Source organism: Shewanella sp. 4t3-1-2LB (assembly GCF_017368415.1).
GTDB lineage: Bacteria > Pseudomonadota > Gammaproteobacteria > Enterobacterales > Shewanellaceae > Shewanella > Shewanella fodinae.
Window position 1 is genome coordinate 1 of sequence record NZ_JAFNJD010000020.1, and the last position, 21985, is coordinate 21985.

General features: G+C 46.2%; 22 protein-coding genes. 3 read left to right on the plus strand and 19 right to left on the minus strand.

Annotated elements, in window-relative coordinates:
* Positions 1–69 precede the first annotated feature (69 nt).
* The 19 genes from J3L11_RS08905 to mioC form a co-directional block, all read right to left on the minus strand.
* Complete coding sequence (locus J3L11_RS08905; protein WP_207570786.1) at positions 70–624, minus strand: hypothetical protein; 555 nt, start codon at positions 622–624, stop codon at positions 70–72.
* A gap of 2 nt (positions 625–626) precedes the next feature.
* A complete protein-coding gene (locus J3L11_RS08910; protein WP_207570787.1) occupies positions 627–1484 on the minus strand; it encodes a hypothetical protein in 858 nt (285 codons plus the stop codon).
* A gap of 500 nt (positions 1485–1984) precedes the next feature.
* Positions 1985–3814: a glutamine--fructose-6-phosphate transaminase (isomerizing) gene (gene glmS, locus J3L11_RS08915; RefSeq protein WP_207570788.1), complete on the minus strand. Its 1830-nt coding sequence runs from the start codon at positions 3812–3814 to the stop codon at positions 1985–1987.
* Positions 3815–3834: 20 nt separating this feature from the next.
* Positions 3835–4608, minus strand: coding sequence for a DeoR family transcriptional regulator (locus tag J3L11_RS08920; RefSeq protein ID WP_207570789.1), 774 nt, complete (start codon positions 4606–4608; stop codon positions 3835–3837).
* Positions 4609–4780: 172 nt separating this feature from the next.
* Positions 4781–6145, minus strand: a complete 1365-nt coding sequence (gene glmU, locus J3L11_RS08925) for a bifunctional UDP-N-acetylglucosamine diphosphorylase/glucosamine-1-phosphate N-acetyltransferase GlmU (RefSeq protein ID WP_207570790.1) — start codon at positions 6143–6145, stop codon at positions 4781–4783.
* Positions 6146–6267: 122 nt separating this feature from the next.
* The gene (locus tag J3L11_RS08930) at positions 6268–6696 is read right to left on the minus strand and encodes a F0F1 ATP synthase subunit epsilon (RefSeq protein WP_133038393.1); all 429 of its coding nucleotides are present in this window, start codon (positions 6694–6696) and stop codon (positions 6268–6270) included.
* A 36-nt stretch (positions 6697–6732) separates the two neighbouring features.
* On the minus strand, positions 6733–8121 hold the full coding sequence (atpD, locus tag J3L11_RS08935) for a F0F1 ATP synthase subunit beta (protein WP_133038392.1): 1389 nt from the start codon (positions 8119–8121) through the stop codon (positions 6733–6735).
* Between the two features lie 35 nt (positions 8122–8156).
* Complete coding sequence (atpG, locus tag J3L11_RS08940) at positions 8157–9017, minus strand: F0F1 ATP synthase subunit gamma (RefSeq protein WP_133038391.1); 861 nt, start codon at positions 9015–9017, stop codon at positions 8157–8159.
* A 52-nt stretch (positions 9018–9069) separates the two neighbouring features.
* Positions 9070–10611, minus strand: coding sequence for a F0F1 ATP synthase subunit alpha (gene atpA / locus J3L11_RS08945; RefSeq protein ID WP_133038390.1), 1542 nt, complete (start codon positions 10609–10611; stop codon positions 9070–9072).
* 14 nt (positions 10612–10625) lie between these two features.
* On the minus strand, positions 10626–11159 hold the full coding sequence (gene atpH / locus J3L11_RS08950) for a F0F1 ATP synthase subunit delta (protein ID WP_207570791.1): 534 nt from the start codon (positions 11157–11159) through the stop codon (positions 10626–10628).
* Positions 11160–11174: 15 nt separating this feature from the next.
* Entirely contained in the window at positions 11175–11645 is a 471-nt protein-coding gene (gene atpF / locus J3L11_RS08955) for a F0F1 ATP synthase subunit B (protein ID WP_189618244.1), read from the minus strand.
* A 33-nt stretch (positions 11646–11678) separates the two neighbouring features.
* The gene (gene atpE, locus J3L11_RS08960; RefSeq protein ID WP_037445530.1) at positions 11679–11936 is read right to left on the minus strand and encodes a F0F1 ATP synthase subunit C; all 258 of its coding nucleotides are present in this window, start codon (positions 11934–11936) and stop codon (positions 11679–11681) included.
* 65 nt (positions 11937–12001) lie between these two features.
* On the minus strand, positions 12002–12808 hold the full coding sequence (gene atpB, locus J3L11_RS08965; protein WP_207570792.1) for a F0F1 ATP synthase subunit A: 807 nt from the start codon (positions 12806–12808) through the stop codon (positions 12002–12004).
* 12 nt (positions 12809–12820) lie between these two features.
* On the minus strand, positions 12821–13204 hold the full coding sequence (locus J3L11_RS08970) for an ATP synthase subunit I (protein WP_207570793.1): 384 nt from the start codon (positions 13202–13204) through the stop codon (positions 12821–12823).
* Between the two features lie 229 nt (positions 13205–13433).
* Positions 13434–14321 (minus strand): ParB/RepB/Spo0J family partition protein, encoded by an 888-nt coding sequence (locus J3L11_RS08975; protein WP_133038385.1) that lies wholly within the window; start codon positions 14319–14321, stop codon positions 13434–13436.
* 10 nt (positions 14322–14331) lie between these two features.
* The gene (locus J3L11_RS08980; protein WP_133038384.1) at positions 14332–15123 is read right to left on the minus strand and encodes a ParA family protein; all 792 of its coding nucleotides are present in this window, start codon (positions 15121–15123) and stop codon (positions 14332–14334) included.
* Positions 15124–15204: 81 nt separating this feature from the next.
* The gene (gene rsmG / locus J3L11_RS08985; RefSeq protein ID WP_133038383.1) at positions 15205–15828 is read right to left on the minus strand and encodes a 16S rRNA (guanine(527)-N(7))-methyltransferase RsmG; all 624 of its coding nucleotides are present in this window, start codon (positions 15826–15828) and stop codon (positions 15205–15207) included.
* Between the two features lie 97 nt (positions 15829–15925).
* Positions 15926–17815 carry a tRNA uridine-5-carboxymethylaminomethyl(34) synthesis enzyme MnmG gene (gene mnmG / locus J3L11_RS08990; protein WP_207570794.1) on the minus strand — a complete coding sequence of 630 codons (1890 nt, stop codon included), beginning with the start codon at positions 17813–17815 and terminating at the stop codon, positions 15926–15928.
* A gap of 437 nt (positions 17816–18252) precedes the next feature.
* A complete protein-coding gene (mioC, locus tag J3L11_RS08995; RefSeq protein ID WP_207570795.1) occupies positions 18253–18693 on the minus strand; it encodes an FMN-binding protein MioC in 441 nt (146 codons plus the stop codon).
* Positions 18694–18902: 209 nt separating this feature from the next.
* Here mioC and arsB point away from each other — a divergent pair, with 209 nt between their 5' ends.
* The 3 genes from arsB to J3L11_RS09010 all read left to right on the plus strand — a co-directional run bounded on the left by arsB (position 18903) and on the right by J3L11_RS09010 (position 21872).
* Positions 18903–19922 carry an ACR3 family arsenite efflux transporter gene (gene arsB, locus J3L11_RS09000; protein WP_133038380.1) on the plus strand — a complete coding sequence of 340 codons (1020 nt, stop codon included), beginning with the start codon at positions 18903–18905 and terminating at the stop codon, positions 19920–19922.
* 70 nt (positions 19923–19992) lie between these two features.
* A complete protein-coding gene (locus tag J3L11_RS09005; RefSeq protein ID WP_207570796.1) occupies positions 19993–20682 on the plus strand; it encodes a response regulator in 690 nt (229 codons plus the stop codon).
* Positions 20679–21872 (plus strand): ATP-binding protein, encoded by a 1194-nt coding sequence (locus J3L11_RS09010; RefSeq protein ID WP_207570797.1) that lies wholly within the window; start codon positions 20679–20681, stop codon positions 21870–21872. Before J3L11_RS09005 ends, J3L11_RS09010 begins: the two co-directional genes overlap by 4 nt.
* Positions 21873–21985 lie beyond the last annotated feature (113 nt).

Sequence of the window (21985 nt, forward strand, 5' to 3'; positions counted from 1 at the left end):
TGGGTCTTCAATGAGTTTCAAATGGTCAAACAAGGACATGGATTAGGCTGAGTAGAATAACATGCCTGATCAGATCATGCTGATACTGATAAGTTCCATGCTGTTAACAAAGTATGATCCCACCCTGTGTCCCCATCCTATAGTTAATGCGATAACAAGAAACACTTCAGAACGAGTATGAAAAGATTTTAATTTCACTCTCAAACCCTCAAGTTCTTTCGATACATCCTTAGCAAGAAAGTAATTCAAAACCTCCTCTTGTGATTTTTTTGAATTAACCTTTTCTCTAATGTCAGAGATATAAGAATCAAAAGAAGATGCCTTCGCTAGCAATTTGAATGACATGCTGCTAACTTTGGAATATATATAACCAATAATTCCTGATACAAAAATAGCCATAACCAACTGCTCGAAATCAACAGAAGCAAGCAAGCCTTTATTAAAATCAAAGATAAAGCTTAACTTTATATTCTGTAATTCTGAGAGCACTCTAATGTCATCACCCTTGGAGTATATGTATGAAGAAATTAAAACCATAAATATAACAAGGAAACGATGAAGCGGATACTTCTTGGTTATATCTTCAATATATTTTTTTTGTACAGCCTTTGCTAATTCATCCATAACTATGCCAATTTGATAAAGTAGATATCACCTGCATTTGGATCAAATGCACCGTATTCTATTAATGGAGAACCCACAAAAACCATCTCTTTTTTCTCTTGAAAAAAAGGCATCGCCATCTCTAGAAAGTCTTCATTGAAGAAATGAATATTAGCAACTTTTTGGGTTATTAAATTGTAAATCTTTCCGTTGTTATTATGCCTATCTAGTGATGATATTGTTGCGGTATAGAGTACAGGCTCACCAAGCTCTCTGCGAGAAACTGTTGAATGAAACCTTCCAGCAGACTCTTTATTAAAATCAAATTTGGCAGATTTATCTCCGCTCAAAAGAAGCTCAAAAGTACTATCTCCTGCATTCCCAGCTCTAATGATTGACAGTATTTGATCGATTTCTCTAGAGATCGCACGATCACCATATCGTCTTATTACTGATGCATCTGGGTTATCTATCATCGTCTGTAGGTCTTTTGGAACAAGAATTCCGCTTTCAACTTGAGCTATCCTATTGCTTAGAGAGTCTTCAATTTTAGTTGCTTTGTCCAAACCTGCTTGCTTTGAAGCTTCAACAGCACCATTAACAGCACTAGAAACTCTATTTATAACGGCCTTGGTTACGGGGTTTGACGATAAGAAATCTAGTACATAACCCCCTTCTTTAGGCTCTTGTACAAGCAGCTCTACCTCTTGGTAGAACTCCTGTCGCATTTTCGCAAATTTCCATAGCTGCCCGTAATGCTGCTCTAAGTAGGCTCTATCCATCGAATTTTGCAAATGCGTTAGCGTTTTTCCAAGGGTTCTCATACTTACTTGGTGGTTGACAGCTATATCACCATCAAAATGAATTTGAACAAGACTCACAATAACTCCCTATATATGATTCCGATAATAACTTAGCCATTGGCATGTAACGATCATAATTCAACGGAGCGGTTTTTCGTGTCCGTTGTTTGGTTTGCGAGTGGCAGATTACGTAGAAGGTGCACATGATGATAGGCTATTTGACTTCCTTGTATCTGAATACTCCGTATTCCGCCAACATTGAGAGTGTTTGTTCCTCACTTGAAGCTGACTGCGTGTAAGTTCGCTTCACCTGCGACGCTAACGCTTCAAGCGTGCCTGAAAACAACATCCTTAATCAACGTTAATCAACTGGTTACGCAGTAACTTTGTCGTATTACTAAAATTTGGTCAATCTTTGTATGTCAGAGTTAGCCCAAAATCACACCGCTGAATCGCAATGGGGCACTTTAGAAATAAAAGTGGCGGCTAGCATCCAGCTAAAACCGCCACTTATGAGACTTTAATACTTAGTATGAATCTCTATTTCTTTCCCACAACTGTCACATAAAATATTGATTTTATTCAACAGTTACCGATTTTGCGAGATTGCGTGGCTGGTCAACGTCAGTGCCTTTTATCAAAGCTACATGATAAGAAAGCAGTTGTAGTGGCAAGGTGTAGATCAGTGGCGCAATAAACTCATCGCAGTGGGGTACGGGGATAACCGTCATGGAGTCGTCTGACTGGAAGTTGGCATCCACATCGGCAAACACATACATCAAGCCGCCACGGGCGCGCACTTCTTCTACGTTGGATTTGAGCTTTTCTAGCAATTCATTGTTAGGCGCTACCACAATCACCGGCATATCGGCATCGATCAACGCTAACGGCCCGTGTTTCAGTTCGCCCGAGGCATAAGCTTCTGCATGGATGTAAGAGATCTCTTTTAGCTTTAGCGCACCTTCCATGGCAATAGGGTATTGATCGCCGCGGCCTAAAAACAACGCATGGCTCTTGTCAGCAAAGTCTTCCGCCAAATCGGCAATGGCTTCGTCCAGCCCTAAGGTTTGTTCCACTTTTGCTGGCAAAGATTGCAAGCTGTGAACCATAGCGGTTTCAGTATCGGCACTCATGCCGTTGTAGCGGCCGATAACCGCTGTCAACATCAGCAGTCCGGCTAACTGCACGGTAAAGGCTTTTGTTGATGCCACACCGATTTCCGCGCCTGCTTTCATCATGTACGCCATATCTGACTCGCGCACCAAAGATGAACCAGGCACGTTACAGATGGTCAACGAGGCTTTATACCCCATCTGTTTTGCCAAGCGTAAGGCGGCCAGGGTATCGGCGGTTTCACCCGACTGGGAAATGGTGACAAACAAGCTGTCTGGGTAAGTAAAAGATTTGCGATAGCGAAACTCGGAGGCAATTTCCACATTACAGGAAACCCCCGCCCATTGTTCTAACCAGTAACGGGCGGTCATGGCTGCGTGATAGCTGGTGCCACAGGCGATGATCTGTACGTGACGAATACCTTGTAGCAAGGCTGCAGCATTTTCACCAAAAGCCGATGGCAGCACCTGACCATGGGCGATACGGCCGTCCATAGTACGAGTTAACGCTAGTGGTTGTTCGTGGATCTCTTTCAGCATGTAATGCCGATATTCACCTTTGTCACCGGCATCATGAGTGATTTCAGACTCTTTAATCTCACGTTCAACCGCTTCGCCTTGGCTGTTAAAGATACTCACTTTCCGGCGGGTAATTTCAGCAACATCACCTTCTTCTAGGTAAGAAAAAGAACGGGTTACCGGTAACAACGCCAGTTGATCTGACGCGACAAAGTTTTCACCCAGACCATAACCCACCACCAGCGGACTGCCACTGCGCGCGACCACTAAGCGGTCGCTGTCGCGGCGATCAATCACAACTGTGCCATAGGCACCTTGCAGTTGTTTCACGGTAGCCTGCACCGCTGCCAGCAAGGTTTCATGGGTTTTCAGCTCATGGTGCACCAGATGGCAGATAACCTCGGTATCGGTATCTGATTCAAACTGATAACCCTGTGCTTGCAGCTTTACTCGCAATTCAGTGTGGTTTTCAATAATACCGTTGTGTACCACGGCGATATCACCACTGGATTGGTGGGGATGGGCATTGCGTTCGTTAGGCTCACCGTGGGTCGCCCAGCGGGTGTGGGCTATACCCGTACCACCAGACAATGGATGCTGTGCCAGTGCATCGGCCAACTCCTGCACTTTACCCACGCGGCGCACACGCTGCAGTTGCTGTTCATGGATAACAGCCATGCCGGCGGAGTCGTAGCCGCGATATTCCAGCCGCTTCAATCCTTCCAGCAAAATTTCCATCACATCCCTTTGCGCCACGGCGCCAACTATTCCACACATGTTATTTCCTGCATTACGTCTTAGTTTGAAGATTGATAAGGCACCAGCAATACTTCGATGCCGTGCCCACGAATAATGTCTGCCGCCTGCGAAGATAGACGATCATCGGTAATGACTGTAGATATCTGTTCCCAAGGCAATTCTAGGTTGGGAATACGCCGCTGCAGCTTGTCGGATTCCAACATCACTACCACCTGTTGTGATACTTCCGCCATCACTTTGCTAAGGTTGGTGAGTTCATTGAAAGTGGTAGTGCCGCGGTTCAGATCGATACCATCCGCGCCAATAAACAGTTGGTCAAAGTTATAGGAGCGCAATACCTGCTCAGCCATTTGCCCCTGAAACGATTCGGAATGTGGATCCCAAGTACCGCCGGTCATCAATAATGTTGGCTCATTTTCCAGTTCGTGAATGGCATTAGCGAGTTGCAGGGAGTTGGTCATTACCACCAGCCCGCGCTTTTCATTTAACTCGGGAATAAGCCCCAGGGTAGTGGAACCACAGTCAATGATGATGCGGTTATGATCGCGAATAAGTTCTGCGGCTTTGTGAGCAATGGCTAACTGATTTACGGATGGTCCCCGCAGTGGCACTGCCAGTTCCTGAGGTAACGGCACGGCACCACCATAACGTCGCAGCAGTAATCCATCATTTTCCAGCGCCGCCAAGTCCTTGCGGATAGTGACTTCTGAGGTCTCAAACGCTTGTGCCAGTTGTTCAACACTGACTTCGCCGGAGTGATTTAACTGTTCAACAATTGCTCGGCGCCGTTGCTGGGTGTTCCTTTTTATCATTTATCGATAGCTTAAGTTTCGATTTGAAAGAAATTATATTCAAACAAAACTTAACCACAAGCACTTTTTGCGCTGATTAGCACCTTTATTAAGCCACCATTAAGCAAGAGTAGATAGAAGACACAAAAAAGCACCCATTAACGAGTGCTTTCGAAACGAAATTTAAAAAAGACTATTTAGCTTTTTTTACTGGTCGTTGCCAACCACTGATATGTTTTTGTTTTACCCGGGTAATGACCAGTTCGTTTTCACCAACATCTTTGGTAATGGTGGAACCCGCCCCCAAAGTGGCACCTTTGGCAATGGATACCGGGGCCACCAGCTGCGTATCACTGCCCACAAATACATCATCCCCAATTACGGTAAGGTGCTTGTTGGCACCATCATAGTTGCAGGTGATAGTGCCAGCACCAATATTGACGCCTTTACCTATCTGCGCATCGCCCAAATACGTCAGATGCCCGGCTTTAGAACCTTCCCCCAACACCGCTTTTTTCATTTCCACGAAATTACCCACATGGGCATCCGCTTTCAATTCAGCCCCAGGACGCAAACGGGCAAACGGTCCAGCATTGGCATTTACCCCTATTTTGGCACCTTCAACAATGGTATAGGGTTTCACCTCGCCGCCATCGGCTATTTCGCAATCGATCAGAATCGCACCCGCACCTATGGTGACGTTATTACCAAGCACCACTTTGCCGTCAAAGATGACATTGATATCAATCATCACATCTTGACCAACGGTCACATCTCCGCGAATATCGATACGGGCGGGATCTCTAAGATTGGCACCATTGAGCATCAGTTGTTCGGCCATGCGCGCCTGATAAGCCCGTTCCAACACAGCTAACTGCACCCGATTATTCGCGCCTTCGGTTTCAATGGCATCCGCCGGATGAGCGGTGGTGATAGTAACATTATCCCGATGAGCCATCGCTACCACATCAGTAAGATAAAACTCTCCTTGGGCATTGTTATTGTTCAATTGGCTCAGCCAATGTTTTAGCTGTTTGCCAGGCAACGCCATAATGCCGCTATTGACCTCAGTAATTGCCAGTTGCGCTGCCGTTGCATCTTTCTGCTCCACAATGCCAACAACCTTACCGTTTTCTCGCAAAATACGGCCATAACCGCTAGGGTTCGCCAGATTCACCGTGAGCATTGCCACGCCACCGGGCTGGCGACTTTGTAATAACGCCTGTAAGGTTTGTTCACGAATAAGCGGCACGTCACCGTACAGCACCAACACGGTGTCTTCATCGTTTATGTATGGGATCGCCTGTGCCACCGCATGACCCGTTCCCAACTGCTGTGGCTGCTCCACCCAATTTAGTTGTGGATCGGTTATGGCTGCCTGTAGTTGTTCACCACCATAGCCATACACCAGATTAATCTGCGCGGCATCCAGGGCTTTGGCGGTATCGATAACATGCTGCACCATACTTTTGTGGGCAACTTTGTGCAGGACTTTGGGCAAATAAGAACGCATCCGGGTTCCCTTTCCGGCCGCGAGGATCACAACATTGAGCGACATAACCACTTCCTTTAGCAAATGACCGCCACATTCTAACCAAATTGCCGGTCTGATGCAGTGTCTATCCCAGATTGCAGGCAATAAAAAAGGCGCCATCAGGCGCCTTTTTCAGCAGAGTTACATTATCTGGCAATGTTCTTCTTGATGGTTTCGACCACACGCAACTGAGCAATGGCTTTAGCCAGCTCAATTGCTGCTGCCGCGTAATCAAAGTCAGCACCCGCCTTTGCCATCACGGCTTCGGCACGACGCTTGGCTTCTACAGCGGCCTGTTCGTCAATCTCATCGGCACGCATTACGACATCAGCCAATACGGATACAGAAGAAGGCTGTACTTCGAGGATACCCCCGGACAGATAAAACACTTCTTCGGAACCATTTTGTTTGACGATGCGCGCCATGCCAGGTTTGATATTAGTCAGCAGTGGCGTATGGCCGGGCATTACCCCTAGCTCACCTTCTGAACCTGTCACCTGTAAACTGGCAACCAGTCCGGAATAGATTTTGCTTTCTGCACTGACGATATCAAGTTGTACTGTCATGGCTGCCATCCCGTTCTCCTATCAAAACCAGAGAGCATTCTCTGATTACTTCTTGTTGGCTTTTTCTACTGCTTCTTCAATAGAACCAACCATGTAGAACGCCTGTTCTGGCAGATGATCAAATTCACCTTCCAAAATACCTTTGAAGCCACGGATAGTGTCTTTCAAAGAGACGTACTTACCTGGAGAACCGGTAAACACTTCTGCTACGTGGAATGGCTGAGACAGGAAACGCTCAATTTTACGCGCGCGAGCTACTGTCATCTTGTCTTCATCAGACAATTCGTCCATACCCAGAATAGCAATAATGTCTTTCAGCTCTTTATAACGTTGCAGCACGTGCTGCACGCCAGTTGCCACGTTGTAATGCTCCTGACCAACCACTTGAGGGTCCAACTGACGAGAGGTGGAATCCAGAGGGTCAACCGCTGGGTAAATACCCAGAGAAGCAATCTGACGCGACAATACTACGGTCGCATCCAAGTGGGCGAAAGTAGTTGCAGGGCTTGGGTCAGTCAAGTCGTCCGCAGGTACGTATACCGCCTGTACAGAAGTGATAGAACCCACTTTTGTAGAGGTAATACGTTCCTGCAGTACGCCCATTTCTTCCGCCAATGTTGGCTGATAACCTACTGCTGACGGCATACGACCCAGCAGCGCTGATACTTCAGTACCGGCTAGGGTGTAACGGTAAATGTTGTCGATAAACAACAGTACGTCACGGCCTTCATCACGGAATTTTTCGGCCATTGTCAGACCAGTCAACGCTACACGCAGACGGTTGCCTGGTGGTTCGTTCATCTGACCGTAGACCATGGCTACTTTGTCCAGAACGCCAGAATCTTTCATTTCGTAGTAGAAGTCGTTACCTTCACGGGTACGTTCACCTACACCGGCGAATACAGAAAGACCTGAGTGGGCTTTAGCGATGTTGTTAATCAGTTCCATCATGTTAACTGTCTTACCAACACCCGCACCACCGAACAGACCGACTTTACCACCCTTGGCAAACGGACAAACAAGGTCAATAACCTTGATACCAGTTTCCAGCAATTCAGTGGTGTTTGATTGTTCTTCATAAGAAGGAGCCGCACGGTGAATAATATAACGCTCTTCTTCACCAATAGGACCCACTTCATCTACGGGCTCACCCAATACGTTCATGATACGGCCAAGTGTTGCATGACCTACCGGAACAGAAATCGGGGCACCTGTATTTTCCACCTCGATACCACGACGCAAACCGTCGGAAGAACCCATGGCGATGGTACGAACTACACCACCACCCAGCTGCTGCTGAACTTCCAGCACCAGGCCTTTACAGGCGCCTTCACCCACGATTTTCAGAGCGTCATATACCTGAGGTACGGCATCATGTGGAAACTCTACGTCCACAACCGCGCCAATTACTTGGACTACAGTACCTGTGCTCATGATTAATCCTCTAAAACTTGTCTTGGTTACCCAGCCTAAACCGCAGCTGCACCGGATACAATTTCCGACAGTTCCTGCGTAATTGCAGCCTGACGGGCCTTGTTGTACACCAGTTGCAAATCGTCAATCAGGTTACCTGCGTTGTCAGTTGCCGCTTTCATCGCCACCATACGGGCAGCCTGTTCAGAGGCAATATTTTCAACAACACCCTGATAAACTTGAGATTCCACATAACGCACCAGTAATCTTTCCAACAGTTCTTTTGGATCTGGTTCGTAAATGTAATCCCAGTGATGTTTCACATCATCTTCATCGGATTTAGGCAAAGGCAGCAGCTGCTCGATCACGGGGGTCTGTGTCATGGTATTCACGAATTTATTGAACACCACATACAGACGATCCAGTTTGCCTTCGTTGTAAGCCTGCAGCATTACACGCACAGTACCGATCAGATCTGCCAATTTAGGTGCATCACCCAAACCAGACGCCGAAGCCTGTACCTTGCCACCAAAGCTTTTAAAAAACTGTACGCTACGAGCACCGATGGGACAAAATTCCACTTCAGCACCTTGTTGCTTCCAGCTTTTCACGTCTGCCGCCACCTTCTTAAACAGGTTGACGTTCAAACCACCACAAAGACCACGGTCGGTTGCCACAACTATGTATCCAACCCGCTTGGCTTCTCGCACCTCTAAATAGGGGTGTTTATATTCGAGAGAACCTTGCGCTACGTGACCGATCACTTTACGCATACTTTCCGCATAAGGACGACTGGAAGCCATGCGATCCTGCGCTTTGCGCATTTTGCTGGCTGCCACCATCTCCATGGCGGAAGTGATCTTCTGTGTGTTTTTCACACTGGAGATCTTTGACTTAATCTCTTTTGCGCCGGCCATCTCTACTCTCCAATCTGGACCAGAGGTGCCTTAACTGGCACCTCGCGTGTTGTTACCAGGTTTGGGTTGCCACGAACTTTTCGAGACCAGCTTTCAGTTCACCTTCGATATCAGCGTTATAGTCGCCGGTTTCGTTGATGAGCTTCATCAGCTCGGCATGCTCGCTGTTCATGAAGGAGAGCAGGGCAGCTTCAAAATCACCGATTTTCTTCAGCTCAACACTTTTCAGGAAGCCTTTTTCTGCAGCGAAAATAGACACAGCCTGATCAGCAACGCTCATCGGTGCATATTGCTTCTGCTTCATCAGTTCAGTTACACGTTCACCGTGTTCCAATTGGGCACGGGTCGCGTCATCCAAATCGGAGGCGAACTGAGAGAAAGCAGCCAGCTCTCGGTACTGTGCCAGTGCGGTACGTATACCACCGGACAGTTTCTTGATGATCTTGGTCTGCGCGGCACCACCTACACGAGAAACCGAAATACCAGGGTTAACCGCTGGACGTAAGCCAGAGTTAAACAGGTCAGTTTCCAGGAAGATCTGACCATCAGTAATCGAAATTACGTTAGTCGGTACGAATGCAGATACGTCACCAGCCTGGGTTTCAATAATAGGCAAGGCGGTCAATGAACCGGTTTTGCCTTTTACTTCACCGTTAGTGAATTTTTCTACATATTCTTCGTTCACGCGGGAAGCACGTTCCAGCAAACGAGAATGCAGATAGAAAACGTCGCCTGGGTAAGCTTCACGTCCTGGTGGACGCTTAAGCAACAGTGAAATTTGACGATATGCAACAGCCTGTTTAGTCAGGTCGTCGTATACGATCAGGGCATCTTCACCGCGGTCACGGAAGTATTCACCCATGGAACAACCGGAATATGGCGCAAGATACTGCAAAGCAGCAGCTTCTGAAGCGGTAGCCACTACGACGATAGTATTCGCCAATGCACCGTGTTCTTCCAGTTTGCGTACGATGTTAGCGATGGTAGAAGCTTTCTGACCAATCGCCACATAAATACATTTAATGCCAGAATTTTTCTGGTTGATAATAGCATCAATGGCTAAAGCGGTTTTACCGATCTGACGGTCACCGATGATCAGCTCACGCTGACCACGACCGATTGGGATCATGGAGTCAACAGCTTTATATCCAGTCTGTACTGGCTGTGATACTGACTTACGGTCAATAACACCAGGAGCAATCACTTCAACAGGAGCAAAGCCATCATTTTCGATAGGACCTTTACCGTCGATAGGTTCGCCCAAGGTATTTACAACACGACCCAGCAGACCACGCCCTACTGGCACCTGCAAAATGCGGCCAGTAGTTTTTACTTTGTTACCCTCAGCCAAATCGGCATAAGGACCCATTACTACGGCACCGACAGAATCACGTTCAAGGTTCAACGCAATTGCGTATCGATTACCAGGCAGCTCGATCATTTCACCCTGCATGACATCGGCCAGGCCGTGGATGCGGATGATACCGTCACTTACCGAAACGATTGTACCTTCGTTACGGGCTTCGCTGACAACGTCGAACTGCTCGATCCGCTGCTTAATCAGATCGCTGATTTCAGTGGAATTCAGTTGCATGCTCAAACTCCCAATTACGATTGCAGCTTATCAGACAAACGGTCGAGTTTGCCGCGGACAGACCCGTCAATCACCAGGTCACCAGCTTTGATGATAATGCCAGCGATTAGCTTGGCATCAACGCTGCAATTCAGCTTAACTTTGCGTGCGAGACGTTTCTCTAGAGAAGCACAAATCTGCTCAATCTGAGTTTCAGCCAACGGTGTCGCAGACACTACACTGGCTTCAACTTCTTTGGCCCATTCAAGGCGATACTCAGCATATTGCTGAGCAACAGCAGGCAGTACTTCTAAGCGATCGTTTTCGGCCATTACCTTGATCAGATTTTGACCATGGGCATCCATCTGTTCGCCGCACACTTTAATAAACAAGTCTGCTAAACGATCACTGGCCATCACTCCGGCCAGTAGCGGCTTCATGGTCTCGTTTTCACTGACCAACGCGGCAAAATTGAGCATTTCTGCCCATTTTTCCACGGCCTGATGTTCAACCGCAAAATCAAAAGCTGCCTTTGCATAAGGACGAGCAATGGTGGTTAACTCAGCCATAACTCCACTCCCTTATCAAATTTCCGCAACAAGTTTATCAACTATGTCACGCTGGGCGGCTTCATCAATCGAACGCTCGAGGATTTTCTCTGCACCAACAATGGCAAGAGTGGCAAGCTGCTTACGCAGTTCCTCTTTCACGCGATTACGTTCAGCTTCAATTTCTGCTTGACCCTGAGCGATAATTTTTGAACGCTCAGCGTCTGCTTCGGCTTTGGCTTCGTCAATGATCTGAGCCTTGCGTTTGTTAGCAGACTCGATGATTTCGTTGGCGGTAGCCTTGGCTTCTTTGAGTTGTTCTGAGGCTTTCACCTGAGCCAACTCCAGGTCTTTAGCTGCACGGTCAGCGTCAGCAAGACCATCAGCAATCCTTTTCTGGCGCTCTTCGATGGCACTCATCAAAGGCGGCCAAACAAACTTCATGCAGAACCACACGAAGATAAAAAAGGCGACCGTCTGACCGATTAGGGTAGCGTTGATATTCACAACAGCCTCCTAGTTAGATTAAAGACAGAAGCATTAGCCGTGCAGCATGTTACCCAGTGGGTTAGTGAACAGCATGTACAGTGCAATACCTACACCGATCATGGTCACGGCGTCCAACAGACCTGCAACGATGAACATTTTCACCTGCAGCATCGGCGCCATTTCTGGCTGACGAGCAGCACCTTCAAGAAATTTACCACCAAGCAGACCGAAGCCAATAGCGGTACCCAAAGCACCCAGACCAATGAGCAAAGCAACAGCAATTGCAGTAAAGCCCAGAATCGTTTCCATCTGTATCTCCAGTTTCTAAATCTATGTTAGTTAATGATTTAGTTTAAAAATTTCTTCAGCAATCCTTAATGATCTTCATGCGCCATGCTTAAGTAAACAATTGTTAGCATCATGAAGATAAACGCCTGTAGAGTGATAACCAATATGTGGAATATCAACCAGCCCAAGTGCAAAGTTACACCCAGAGCCGCAATCGCCACATTGGCACCATACATCAGCGCAATAAGGATGAAGATCAACTCACCAGCGTAAAGGTTACCGAAAAGACGCAAGGCCAATGAAATCGGCTTGGCAATCAAGGTAACAGACTCAAGCACGAAGTTGACCGGTATCATTGCCTTTACATTAAAGGGCTGCAGTGTCAGCTCTTTCACAAACCCTGATATGCCTTTGATCTTAATGCTGTAATAGATAATCAGCCCAAACACCCCCAGTGCTAGACTGAAAGTCACATTAAGATCCGCAGTCGGAACCACCCTCAGGTGCTGGTTGTGATCGCCGGCAATCAAAGCTGCCACTTGTGGCAACCAATCAACCGGGATCATATCCATGAAGTTCATCATGAATACCCAAACGAAAATGGTCAGAGCGAGCGGCGCAATCAGTTTATTGCGACCATGGAAGGTTTCCTTAACGCTGCTATCCACAAATTCGACGATCATCTCGATAAGGCATTGAAGCTTACCAGGGACGCCGGTTGTGGCTTTTTTACCAACGCTGCGGAACAACCACAGGAACAGAACACCAAGCCCTACAGAAAAGAGCAATGAATCAATATGCCATGTCCAGAATCCACCGTTATGTCCTGAAGCCCAGAACGTCAGGTGATGCTGAATATATTCCTGCGATGACACTTCACCAGTTGCAGACATGATTCATCCCACTTAACTTTGCTTGAAGTATAAAGGAGCTGTCCAATGCACAATTAACCCCAGCAAATAACAAACAAAAAGCGGCATAAATGCAGCTTTATATGTTAAAAAAACTAATGAAAACAATGCAATAGTCAACAGCAACTTTAACGCTTCCCCCCAGTAAAAGCCTTTTAACACTTTTGCTGTGGCGCTGGCTCCCATATGAGAGAACGCCAGGGTAGCGAACACGAAATTGGGGATCACAGCGATAACCGCACCAGCTAATGCTGACAGACCACCGTTGACCCCCTGCATAACGAAAAAGACCGTCGATGCCAATCCAGTAACCGTGGCTTGCAACATAATCAGTTTGTAAGCTGACCGGCGGCCACGACGAGCCAGATTGTCAATCAATCGATCTTCTCCGTAATTTTCTTTTTGTTTCGGTGACCGAGTTTGAAAATTCTGGGCCACCAGCGCAAAAAGCTTGCGAAAGTATACCTTTTCGAAGCATTCGCGCAACGTTGAGGATATCAAAAAAAAAGCGCGTAAACGTGATTTAGCGCCAAGTTATAAAAGCATTTACCGTTTTAATGTAATTAACTTACATTATCTTTTATTTATTGATATTTTTTCGCGTAAATCAGCTGATTTTGGCGATAATTCCATCGAGTTCTGACAAACTCTGGTAATTAATTACAATTTTACCGGTGCCTTTTACCGTGTGCGTAATATTAACTTTTGTTCCTAATCTTTGAACTAGCTCGCTTTCCAACCTTGTTAAATCCGCATTTTTAATATTATTTTCAGGTTTCTGCTGAGGATTAAGCACTTTGTTAATGAGCCGTTCGGTTTCACGAACGGTCAATTCTTTCGCAACCACCACTCTGGCAACGCTGGTTTGTTGATCACCGTCAAGCGCTAATAACGCCCGCGCGTGACCCATATCAATATCTCCGTGCTCTAACATCACTTTCACAGCAGGATTTAAGGCATTGAGGCGTAATAAGTTAGAAACGGTGGCACGGGATTTACCAACAGCATCAGCCACCTGCTGATGTGTCAGTTCAAATTCTTCAATAAGACGATTTAGGGCAATAGCTTCTTCCATAGCGTTGAGATCTTCACGTTGAATATTCTCAATCAAGGCAATAGCAACCGCACTTTCGTCAGGAACTTGTTTAACAATACAGGGGACTTTGTCCAGTTGCGCCAACTGCGCTGCGCGCCAGCGACGCTCACCGGCAATAATTTCATATACACCATCAGTGGTTTTTCGCACAACAATTGGCTGAATAACGCCTTGAGCACGAATGGACTCAGCCAGTTCTTCCAACGCTTCAGGTGACATATCTTTACGCGGTTGGTATTTACCTGGTTTAAGCAAATCCAGATCCAGATTAAGTAGGGTTTCTCCGCTGCTGACATCCGCTTCCGGCACTTCGGCGGTTTCCCGCTTTTGATTAGCGGCGTGGCTGGTGCTAAGCAGTGCATCCAGACCTTTACCTAAACCGCGTTTTTTTAATGTCATGGTGATCCCTTTAAACTTTTTCTGCTTGTTTCTTCTGTTGCTCTGCTCGGCGGATTATTTCACCCGCCAGAGATAAATAAGCTTTAGCCCCGGCACTGCCTTTATCGTAATACATTGCTGGCGCGCCAAAACTCGGGGCCTCAGCCAGACGAATATTACGCGGAATGACGGTACGATAAACCTTATCACCAAAATGCTGTTTCAACTGATCGGACACATCGTTGGCTAGGCGATTGCGCGGGTCGTACATAGTACGCAAAATTCCCTCAATGCCAAGCCCTGGATTAACCATTGCCGCCAGTTTCGAGACAGTGTCCATCAGCGCCGTCAGACCTTCCAATGCGTAGTATTCACACTGCATTGGCACCAACACCGAATCGGCTGCGGACATGGCGTTAACGGTCAACATATTGAGTGACGGAGGGCAATCAATAAAAATAAAATCATAACGATCGCGAATAGCCGTTAATGCATTACGTAAACGGATCTCTCGGGCAAAAAACTCGATCAGCTTGATCTCAGCCGCTGTCACATCGCCGTTAGCTGCCACTAGATCATATTTACCAACGGTGTTTTTTATCACCACTTCATCGAATGGCTTCTCTTCCACCAACAACTCATAAACGGTATTTTCAAGGTCGTATTTATCAACACCGCTGCCCATCGTGGCATTACCCTGAGGATCTAGGTCAACCAGTAACACCCGGCGCTTGGTAGCGGCCAGTGACGCGGCCAGATTCACACTTGTTGTTGTTTTCCCAACGCCACCTTTCTGGTTAGCTACGGCAATGATTTTCGCCACAATGTCACCTTGTCCATCAAGTCTGTTGTTAATCCCATGCTTGCATCAACTTGCTTGATACGCTAGCGAATTGCAAGGCACTCAGTTCCGGGAAGTGATGATCAGCAGATGTCGCTGTTCTTGTAACTGCGGCACCAGCAGTTGATGTTGCTGTTGCACACAGTATTCAGCGGGAATTTCCGCCAATTCATTACCATCCAGCTGTCCTTTCAACGCATAAAAAGCACCAGTAGCCTTAGGCAAATGCGCGCACCAGCTCAGCATATCACTTATCGAAGCAAACGCCCGGCTGAGCACACCATCAAATAATACTTGTGGCTGATAGTCTTCAACCCGGCTTTCTACAGAGGATATATTATTAAGCTTTAACTCAATCTGAACCTGACGCTGAAACCGAATACGCTTGCCAAGGCTATCAAGCAGCACAAATTGTTTATCTGGATTCAAAATAGCCAGCGGTATCCCTGGTAAGCCTGGGCCGGTTCCAACATCAATAAAGCGTTGTCCTTGTAGAAATGGCGATACTACCAGACTATCCATAATATGACGGATCAACATCTGCTGTGGATCACGGACAGAAGTGAGGTTATAAGCTTTGTTCCATTTATCCAATAGTGACACAAATGCCAGCAATTGCTGCTGCTGTATTTCACTAGCCTGGATCTTGGCCTCTGCAAGATAGTTTTTCAGCTGCGCTGCAAGCACGAAAGAAACTCCTAATAAGAATGCGGGGCTATTATGAAGCCCATAAAAGACTAAGGGAAGCCCACAGCTTCCCTTTGCAGTCTTAACCGCACTGTGATTAAGCGCTGCGACGCAACAAACCACGTTTTTTTAGATGCACCAGCAAAATGGAGATCGCTGCGGGTGTCACACCAGATATTCTGGAAGCCTGACCGATGGTCTCCGGCTTATGGCTGTTAAGTTTAGCCACCACTTCATTGGACAGTCCCGGAACTTCTTTATAATCAAGATCTAGTGGTAAGCCGGTGTTTTCGTTGCGTAAAGCTTTATTGATCTCATCTTGCTGTCGCTGGATATATCCGGCATATTTGACCTGAATTTGGATCTGCTCAGCAACATAAGGATCAGCAACTGCTGGACCAAAACCTTCCAAGGTCATTAGTTTGTCATAATCCATTTCTGGACGACGCAGCAATTCTTCAAAAGACGCATCGCGGGAAATCGGCGTATTCAGGTGCTGATTCAACGCTCCAACCAAAGGAGAATTTATATGGATCCAGTTGCTGCGCAGACGCTGCATTTCCGTTTCGATTGCTTCTACTTTTTCAGAGAACAGCGCCCAACGGTGATCGTCCACCAAGCCCAGCTCGCGACCTTTTTCAGTCAAACGCAGATCGGCATTGTCTTCTCGAAGTAACAGACGATACTCGGCACGACTGGTAAACATACGGTACGGTTCTTTGGTGCCGAGCGTTGATAAATCGTCAACCAATACACCGATATACGCCTGATCACGTCTTGGACACCAACTGTCTTTATCCTGCACTTGCAAAGCCGCGTTAGTTCCTGCCAGTAAACCTTGAGCAGCGGCTTCTTCATAGCCGGTAGTACCGTTGATCTGTCCGGCGAAAAATAGACCATCAATCGCTTTGGTTTCCAGCGAATTTTTCAGGTTACGTGGATCAAAATAGTCATATTCGATGGCATAACCAGGACGCAGGATCTCCGCCTGTTCCATGCCTTTGATAGATCGCACTAAATTGATCTGCACATCAAACGGTAGGCTGGTTGATATGCCGTTAGGATAAAGCTCATTAGTATTCAAACCTTCGGGTTCCATGAATACTTGATGAGAATTTTTATCGGCAAAACGGTGGATCTTATCTTCAATGGAAGGACAGTAACGTGGACCAATTCCTTCAATGACACCGGAATACATAGGGCTGCGATCCAACCCACCACGAATGATCTCGTGAGTCCGTTCATTCGTATGGGTTATAAAACAAGAAACTTGTTGCGGATGCTGCCCAGCATTGCCGATAAACGACATCACAGGAAGAGGAAAATCACCTTTCTGTTCAGTCATTTGTGAAAAATCTACAGTTCGAGCATCGATTCTGGGTGGCGTACCTGTTTTTAAGCGGCCAACAGGCAACTGCAGTTCTCGTAACCGCTGTGCCAAGGCTATTGCCGGTTGATCACCAGCTCGACCACCACTGTAATTCTGTAACCCGATATGAATTTTTCCAGCAAGAAAGGTACCGGTTGTCAACACAACTGCAGCGGCTTCAAACGCTAAGCCCATTTGGGTCACTACACCACTAACCCGACCATTTTCCACTACTAAATCGTCTACTGCTTGCTGAAACAGACGCAAGTTAGGCTGATTTTGCAAGATCCGTTGAATCGCTTGACGATAAAGAGCCCTGTCAGCCTGAGCGCGTGTTGCTCTTACTGCCGGACCTTTACTGGAATTTAAAATGCGAAATTGGATACCTGCATAGTCAGTAGCAGTCGCCATCGCACCGTCTAAGGCATCGATCTCTTTAACCAAATGGCCTTTACCAATACCGCCAATTGCAGGGTTACAAGACATTTGCCCAAGAGTGTCTAGGTTATGGGTTAATAATAAGGTTTTACAGCCCATTCTGGCGGCTGCTAATGCTGCTTCCGTTCCGGCATGACCGCCGCCAACAACTATTACATCAAACCGTTCATGAAAACGCATTGTTAAACCTTCTTAGACACCAAGTTAATCAAGAGCAAGTAGCCAGTCATTTTAGCATTTCCAAAGATTCAGGTGAACGATCTCTTTGTTGTGTCAGATCGAAAAAGGATCGTCTTATAGATCTTAAGATCTTTATATAGATCTCTTTATTGTTTTTACTATTAGGATCGCCTATATCGGTGGGTAACTGTTTTTTTATTTAAGTATCATAAAGATAGATATAATTTAAACTGTGATCATTTGTCGATCTAGTGGCAAATAATCTGGGGATAGATCGCCTACTTATCCACATTAGCGATCTATGTCCATTGGACAGACCTATTAGTACAACGATTGATCAGATCTATAGGACAGTTTATCCACATATTTGTTAGATATTAACTTTTGTATGTGGATAAATTTGTTGTTATATGTGGATATATAGGTATAAATATAATTTACAACTGACCAATCCAACCGCGAAGCCAGGTTAGCGCTGGATCTTCTGGTACGGGATAGCGTTGCACATCGATCTGGATCTTATCCACAAATGCAGTGGCGCCTTTGCTTGTCAGTAGATCAATAAGTTTTTCTGGTCCCTGGCAGAAAGTGTCGTAACTGGAGTCACCTATCGCACAAAGCGCATACTCCGTTTGAGGCAGTTCCTTTTCATCGTCAAGTAATTGTTGATATAGCGGTTGCAAGTTATCCGGCAAATCGCCTGCACCGTGAGTGGAAGATACTATCAACCAGATATTTGACGGATCTAATTGCGACAGATCGGCTGCCATGTGAATAGTACTTTGGTGCCCTTGTTGTTGTAGTTCGGCGGCAAGTTCATCCGCCACATACTCCGCACCACCTAAAGTGGTACCCACCAGAATTTCTACACTTGCCATGTCATATCCTTACTAAAACTTAGGAAAATATTGTGGGCATGGTAATCCAAGATGGCGCAGGGCTAAAAGCAAGTAATGCTTGGATGAAGACATGTATCGTTCAATACTATTTATGGGATCATAGTAAAACTCATATATCAACGGCACTACTAGTGACACTATAATGCTGTTTTTATGGATATTAGTAATGGATACGTTAGGATTTTTCCATGGGATTTTTTGAAAAATATCTGTCAGTTTGGGTCGCTTTAGCAATTGTAGTAGGTGTTAGTTTTGGTTGTTTGCTGCCCGATATTTTCGCTAGTGTGGCTGCGATTGAATATGCACACGTCAATTTGGTGGTAGCAATTCTCATCTGGCTGATGATTTACCCCATGATGATCCAGATAGATTTTTCAGCCATTAAAGATGTGGGTAAAAAGCCTAAGGGTTTACTGCTTACACTCGTTATCAATTGGCTTATCAAGCCATTTACCATGGCGTTTTTGGGGTGGTTATTTTTCAGAGTAGTGTTTGCTGCTTGGGTTTCTCCCCAGTCCGCTAGTGAATACATAGCGGGCATGATCTTATTAGGTGTCGCGCCTTGTACTGCGATGGTATTTGTGTGGAGTCAGTTAACTAAAGGCGATCCAAACTACACGCTAGTACAAGTATCGGTAAACGATATCATTATGGTTTTTGCTTTCGCACCGATAGCCGCTTTTTTATTGGGGATCAGTGAAATACATGTCCCTTGGCAGACCTTGCTGTTATCGGTTGTATTATATGTGGTTTTGCCGCTGCTTGCGGGCGCTATCACTCGTTACCGATTACAGCATCATGCGGATACGCAGGCGTTAAACCATTTTGTAAGTAAGCTTAAACCTTGGTCTGTCATCGGGTTGCTTCTAACGGTGGCACTATTATTTGGGTTTCAAGCACAGACCATTATCCAGCAGCCGCTAGTCATCCTGATGATAGCCATTCCCTTGCTCATCCAAAGTTACGGTATTTTTGCACTTGCTTATTGGGCGGCTAGACAACTGCGATTACCTCATAATGTGGCCGCTCCGGCTTGTATGATTGGCACTTCTAATTTTTTTGAATTAGCGGTTGCTGTGGCGATTTCACTGTTTGGATTGCACTCTGGTGCTGCGTTGGCAACGGTTGTTGGCGTATTGGTTGAAGTGCCAGTGATGTTATCTTTGGTTGCTTTTGCCAATAGAACCCGCAGTTGGTTTAGCTATTAACTGTTGAGCAGTTGTGCTTTATCTGATGGTGATTGAAGTTTTATCAATGGGTTTTGAAGATATAAAAAATATGAGCCAACGAATTTTGATCATCGAAGATGACTTTGATGCAGCTAATGTGCTGGAGGCTTATATGAAACGCGATGGTTTTGATGTCGCGATTGCTGGTGATGGACAGCAGGGACTCACGTTGTATCGGCAGTGGCGGCCGCATCTTGTGCTATTAGATGTGATGTTACCGCTGGTGAATGGCACTGAGGTGTTGCTGGCGATTCGGCGCGATAGTGATACACCTATTATCATGGTGAGCGCAATGGGCGATGACCCAGATAAAATAGGTGCATTGAGGTATGGTGCCGATGATTATGTTGTTAAGCCATACCATCCAGGCGAAGTGGTGGCCAGGGTTCAGGCGGTGTTGCGACGTGTCCACCCGCGAGCACGCCAACAGGTGTTGTTAACTTATCAGAATCTACATGTAGATATAGTTGCAATGCACTCTTGGGTTTCAACACCTACTGGCGAACAGAATTCACTCGAGCTGACTCTCACTGAATTCAATTTATTAGCTGTGATGCTGGAATATCCGACCCGGGCTTTTACTCGGTCGCAGTTGATAGAATCTTGTTTGCCTGAAAGTGATGCACTGGAGCGGGTGGTGGATACTCATATCTATAATCTGCGAAGAAAACTTGAAAAAGCCGGGATTTCAGATGTTTTGCAAACTGTCCGTTCAGTCGGTTATCGGTTTTGTGCATGAAACTTACTCATGAGGGAAAGCTGTCGCTTTGGGGGTGGATTTCTGCCCGCATTCTGTCATTGGCAATTGGCACTATTGTGTTGATTGCTTTTTGCATGTGGTTACGGTTTGCTCTGTGGAATTTTTGGGTTTACCAGCAGATGCCGGAAACGGTACGTCAAGAGTTTTCACTATTACAGCAAAATCCAGAAGCTAATTGGGATCGCTATGTTCGGTTGGTTGAACAGTATTATGGGCATACGTTTATCAATACTTCGGTTGCTACCGTAGACTGGTTGATCTTGCTGAGTCTGATATTAGTGGCTATTCCAATTATTGTCTGGCTTGGTTTGTATGGCATTAAGCCTTTGGCTCGGCAGTTTATATCCCTTGCCAGGACCGCAAGGACAGTGGCTCAGGGAAATTTTACTGTGCAATGTCCGCAAATCGACCGGATCCCCTCTGAATTGGCTGGATTGGTTTATGACTTTAACCAGATGACCCATAGGCTGGAACAGTACGAACAAAAACTGCGTACCTCAAATGTGGCAATGGCTCATGAATTGCGTTCTCCAATTACTGCCGCGATGGGGCGTTTGCAGGGGATCCTCGATGGTGTGTTTGAACCCTCAGCGGAACATCTGCAACAAGTCATGCGTCAGTTATCCAGTCTGAACGTATTGATTAACGATCTGCATTTATTGTCATTAGCCAATGCGGGCCAACTGACGGTATTGCGGCAACATATTAATCTTAGTCAATTGATCCGCGAACGTATTGATTGGCTATCTCCTTACGCCGCCACTAAAGCAATGGTTTTTAAATTCACCTCCCCCGCGGAAGTGTGGGGGAACGTTGATCCTGAGCGCATTGGGCAGATTTGCCTAATTTTGATGGATAATGCGGTGCGTTATGCTGCTGACGGTGGGGTGTTGAACATTACTGTCATCGATGACCCCGTGCATATCTTGCTTCAGTTTGTCGATCATGGTCCAGGGGTTGATCCAGCGTATCTTGATGAAATATTTGAACCTTTCAGTCGAGAAGAAGTCTCCCGTAATCGCCAATCGGGAGGTAGTGGTCTGGGGTTATCGATTGCTCAAGCCATCTGTCAGGCTCATGGTGGCGAGATTCTAGCGTCCCTGTCATCACAGGGCGGTATGTGTTTTGAAATCAATTTGCCGAAGGTGTTGCCCGTCAGTAATTGTTAATATTTTTACTGTCTTGATGAAATATTGATATTTCCTTTAATCGTTCTGGATGTTGCTGAATAGGATGTTCCTTAAGTTGAAATCATTTAGGGAACATCAGCATGATGTTAATA